The following is a 3,773-nucleotide window of genomic DNA, read 5'->3' as shown; positions in this document are numbered from 1 at the left end:
ACACGGCGCCTGCCGCTCACCGCCGAAGGCAGCGCGCGCCGGTACGGCGCCTCCTCCGGCGCTTGCCATCCGGAATCAGCCGGGCGTGCGCGGCGACACGCCCGGGGGCTGCACCAGCGTGCCGGCCGCAGCCTCGGCCAGACGCCCGGCAAGCCCCGAGTCCCGCGCGACGCGCCGGCTGCAGGCGACCTGGACCGCCTCTGCGGATGCGACGATGCCGAGCTGCGCGCGCGCGCGCGTCAGGCCCGTGTACAGCAGTTCGCGCGTCGCCAGCGGCGAGTCGGCCGGCGGCGCGACCAGCAGCACCTCGTCGTACTCCGAGCCCTGCGACTTGTGCACGGTCATCGCGAACACCGGCTCGTGCTCGGGCAGGCGCGCGACCGGCAGTGCGCGGAAGCCGCCCTCGGGCCGCGGGAACTGCACGGCGAGCGTGCCTTCGGCGTCGACGGTGGCGATGCCGATATCGCCGTTGTAGAGGTTCAGGCCGTAGTCGTTGCGCAGCACCATCACCGGCCGGCCCGGATACCACAGCGCCGTGTCCGGCCGGCCGGCGGCCCGGCGCGCCTCGCGTTCCAGCCGCGCGTTCAGCGTCTCGACCCCGAGTGCCCCGCTGCGCAGGCCACCGAGCACGCGAAAGCGCGCGAAGGCTGCGTGCAGTGCCTGCGGGTCCTGCGCCGCCGCGGCGGTGCCGAGCAGCTGCAGATAGCTTCGATAACCGCTGCGCGCCCGCTCGATCACCGCCTCGATCGCCGTCGCCTGCGACCACTGCAGGTCTTCGGCGCCGGCTTCGAGCTGCGCGAGCGCGGCCCCGGCATCGCCGGCATTGACGGCGCGCGCCAGCGCCCCGATGCCGCTGGCGCCGGAGAAGCGGTAGCTGCGCCGCAGCAGCGCCACGCAGTCGCGCAGCGGCGGCAGCAGCGGTTCGGGATCGGCCTCGATGGTGCAGCCGCTGATCGCCGCGAGCTGCGCGGCCCGCTGCGGCGACGGGGCACCGGCCTGCGCGCCGAGTTCGCCGAGCACGGCTCCGGCCTCGACCGAGGCGAGCTGATCCTGGTCACCGAGCAGGATCAGCCGCGCGTGCGCCGGCAGCGCGGCGACAGTCTTGGCGAGCAGCGGCAGATCGACCATCGACACCTCGTCGATCACCAGCACGTCGAGCGCGAGCGGATGTCCGGCGTCGTGGCGAAAGCGCGCCGTCGAATCCGGACGCACGCCGAGCAGCCGGTGCAGCGTCGAGGCATCGGTCGGCAGCGCCGCGAGCAGCGCGGGTTCGAGCTGCCCGGCCAGCCGGTCGCGGGCACCGCGCAGCGCTTCGAGCATGCGCGCCGCCGCCTTGCCGGTCGGCGCCGCCAGCCGGATGCGCAGGCTGTCGTCATCGTGCATCAGCAGCAGCGCCAGCAGCTTCGCGAGCGTCGTGGTCTTGCCGGTGCCGGGTCCGCCGCAGATCAGTGCGAGCCGGGAGAGCGCCGCATTGGCGCAGGCCAGCCGCTGCAGGTCCGGGCCGGCGGCGTCCGCGGCCGCCTGCGGAAACAGCCGGTCCAGCCCCTGCCGGAGCCGTGGCTCATCGACGCGCACCGGCGCCTGCGCAAGCTCCACCAGCCGCGCCGCCAGCCCGGTCTCGTAGCGCCAGTAGCGGTACAGATACAGCCGGCCGTCCGCATCGAGCACCAGCGGCCGGAACTCGCCGGGACTGCCGACCGCCGGCCACCGGCGCAGCCGCTCGATCCACTCGGCCGCAGCCGGGGCCCAGATCGCCGGGCCCTGTTCATCCTCGGCGAGCAGGCGGCGGCGGAAGCCTTCGAAGCCGGTCAGCGGCAGGCAGACATGGCCGAGACCGATCTGGCGGCTGGCGAGCGCGGCGGCGAGCAGGCCGGCGCGTGGCGCCGGCTTCGGAACGAGGCGCTGGAGCAGGCGCGCAAACTCGCGATCGAGCGGACCGATGGCGCCGGCGGCGAGCAGGCGGTCGAGTTCGTCGTCGACCCGCGCGCGCGGATCGGTATCAGGGGCAGCGGACTCGGTCATCGGCGGTTGCGGCGGCAGTCTAAGGACTGCCTCAGCCTCGACCGGCCACCGGGGACCGTCAAGCCGCCGCCGGTCCGGGATGCGGCCTCAGGGCAGGATGCGGATCGGCGTGCCGTCGCGCACCGAGTGCCAGATCTCGTCCATCTCGCGGTTGGTGACCGCGATGCAGCCCTCGGTCCAGTCGATGCCCGGCAGATAGTGATGCGCGCGCGGCCGGTCATTCGGCAGGCCGTGGATCATGATCGCGCCACCGGGGTTGCGGCCGGCTTCCTCGGCGGTGCGCCGGTCGCTGACGCGCGGATACGAGATGTGCAGCGCCTTGTAGAACTTGCTGTCCGGCTTGCGCCAGTCGATCAGGTAATCGCCTTCGGGCGTGCGCCCGTCGCCGGCAGCGACCTTCTGGCCGACCGGATTGCGGCCGAGCGAAACCTTGTAGCTTTTGATTTCCCTGCCGTTTCTCAGCAGCGTCAACCGGCGGTCGGACTTCTTCACGAGGATGAGATCGGCCTTCGGCAAGCGGCCGCTGACGGCCGTTGCATCGGCGGGCGCTTCGGCCGGCAGCGGGGACAGCGGCATGCAGGCCGACAGCAGTGCGGCCAGCGCCGCAGCAGAAAGCAGACGTGCAATCGACATGATGTATCAGTCTGGATAATCGACAACAAAGCAACGGATTGTTGCGTGCGCGCACAATACCATGGCCGGCCGCGGCTATGGTGCCCGCGCCCGCGCGGCTTATACTCCGCGCCCCTTGCCGGACCGATCCGTACCGATACTTCGCGCATGAATCCCGATCTCGACCGCCTGCAACCCTATCCGTTCGAGAAGCTGGCCCGGCTGAAGTCCGGCCTGCACGCGCCGCACGGGCTCGCGCACATCCCGCTGTACATCGGCGAGCCGCAGCATCCGGCGCCGCAGCTCGCGCTCGATGCGCTGGTCGCGAACCTCGGTGCGCTGTCGAACTACCCGCTGACCCGGGGCACGCCGGCGCTGCGCGCCGCGATCGCTGACTGGGCGGTGCGCCGCTACCGGCTGGCGGGACTCGATGCGGACCGGCAGGTGCTGCCGGTGGCCGGCACGCGCGAGGCGCTGTTCGCGTTCGCGCAGGCGGTGGTGGCGCGCAGCGACACGGCCGCGGGCCGGCCGCTGGTGCTGATGCCGAATCCGTTCTATCAGATCTATGAAGGCGCGGCGCTGCTCGCCGGGGCCGAGCCGTACTTCCTGAACACACCGGCCGGAACCGGCTTCCTGCCCGATTACGACGCCGTGCCAGAGGAGGTCTGGGCGCGCTGCCAGTTGCTGTATCTCTGCTCGCCCGGCAACCCGACCGGCGCCGTGACGCCGGCCGCGACGCTCGCGAAGCTGATCGACAAGGCCGACGAGTTCGGTTTCGTGATCGCCGCCGACGAGTGTTACTCCGAGATCTACTTCGACGAAGCCGCGCCGCCGGTCGGCCTGCTCGAAGCCTGTGCCCGGCTCGGCCGCCACGACTACCGCCGCTGCGTGGTGTTCAACTCGCTGTCGAAACGCTCGAACCTGCCCGGCCTGCGTTCGGGCTTCGTCGCCGGCGATGCCGACGTGCTCGCCGCCTTCCTGCAGTACCGCACCTATCACGGCTGCGCGCTGCCCGGCAGCACGCAGGCGGCGAGCGTCGCGGCCTGGGGCGACGAGGCGCACGTGCAGGCCAACCGTGCGCTGTACCGCGCCAAGCTCGACGCCGTGCTCGACGTGCTCGGCCCGGTGCTCGACGTGTC

General features: G+C 72.4%; 3 protein-coding genes. 1 reads left to right on the top strand and 2 read right to left on the bottom strand.

The window, feature by feature from the left end:
- Positions 1–75: 75 nt before the first annotated feature.
- Positions 76–2,022 carry an exodeoxyribonuclease V subunit alpha gene (gene recD, locus PKE44_RS07140; RefSeq protein ID WP_324549513.1) on the bottom strand — a complete coding sequence of 649 codons (1,947 nt, stop codon included), beginning with the start codon at positions 2,020–2,022 and terminating at the stop codon, positions 76–78.
- An 87-nt stretch (positions 2,023–2,109) separates the two neighbouring features.
- Positions 2,110–2,655 (bottom strand): L,D-transpeptidase family protein, encoded by a 546-nt coding sequence (locus PKE44_RS07135; protein ID WP_324549511.1) that lies wholly within the window; start codon positions 2,653–2,655, stop codon positions 2,110–2,112.
- Positions 2,656–2,802: 147 nt separating this feature from the next.
- Here PKE44_RS07135 and dapC point away from each other — a divergent pair.
- On the top strand, positions 2,803–3,773 hold a 971-nt coding region (dapC, locus tag PKE44_RS07130; protein WP_324549509.1), incomplete at its 3' end, for a succinyldiaminopimelate transaminase.

Source organism: Plasticicumulans sp. (assembly GCF_035331805.1).
GTDB lineage: Bacteria > Pseudomonadota > Gammaproteobacteria > Competibacterales > Competibacteraceae > Plasticicumulans.
This window is presented reverse-complemented; position numbering and strand designations above follow the sequence as displayed.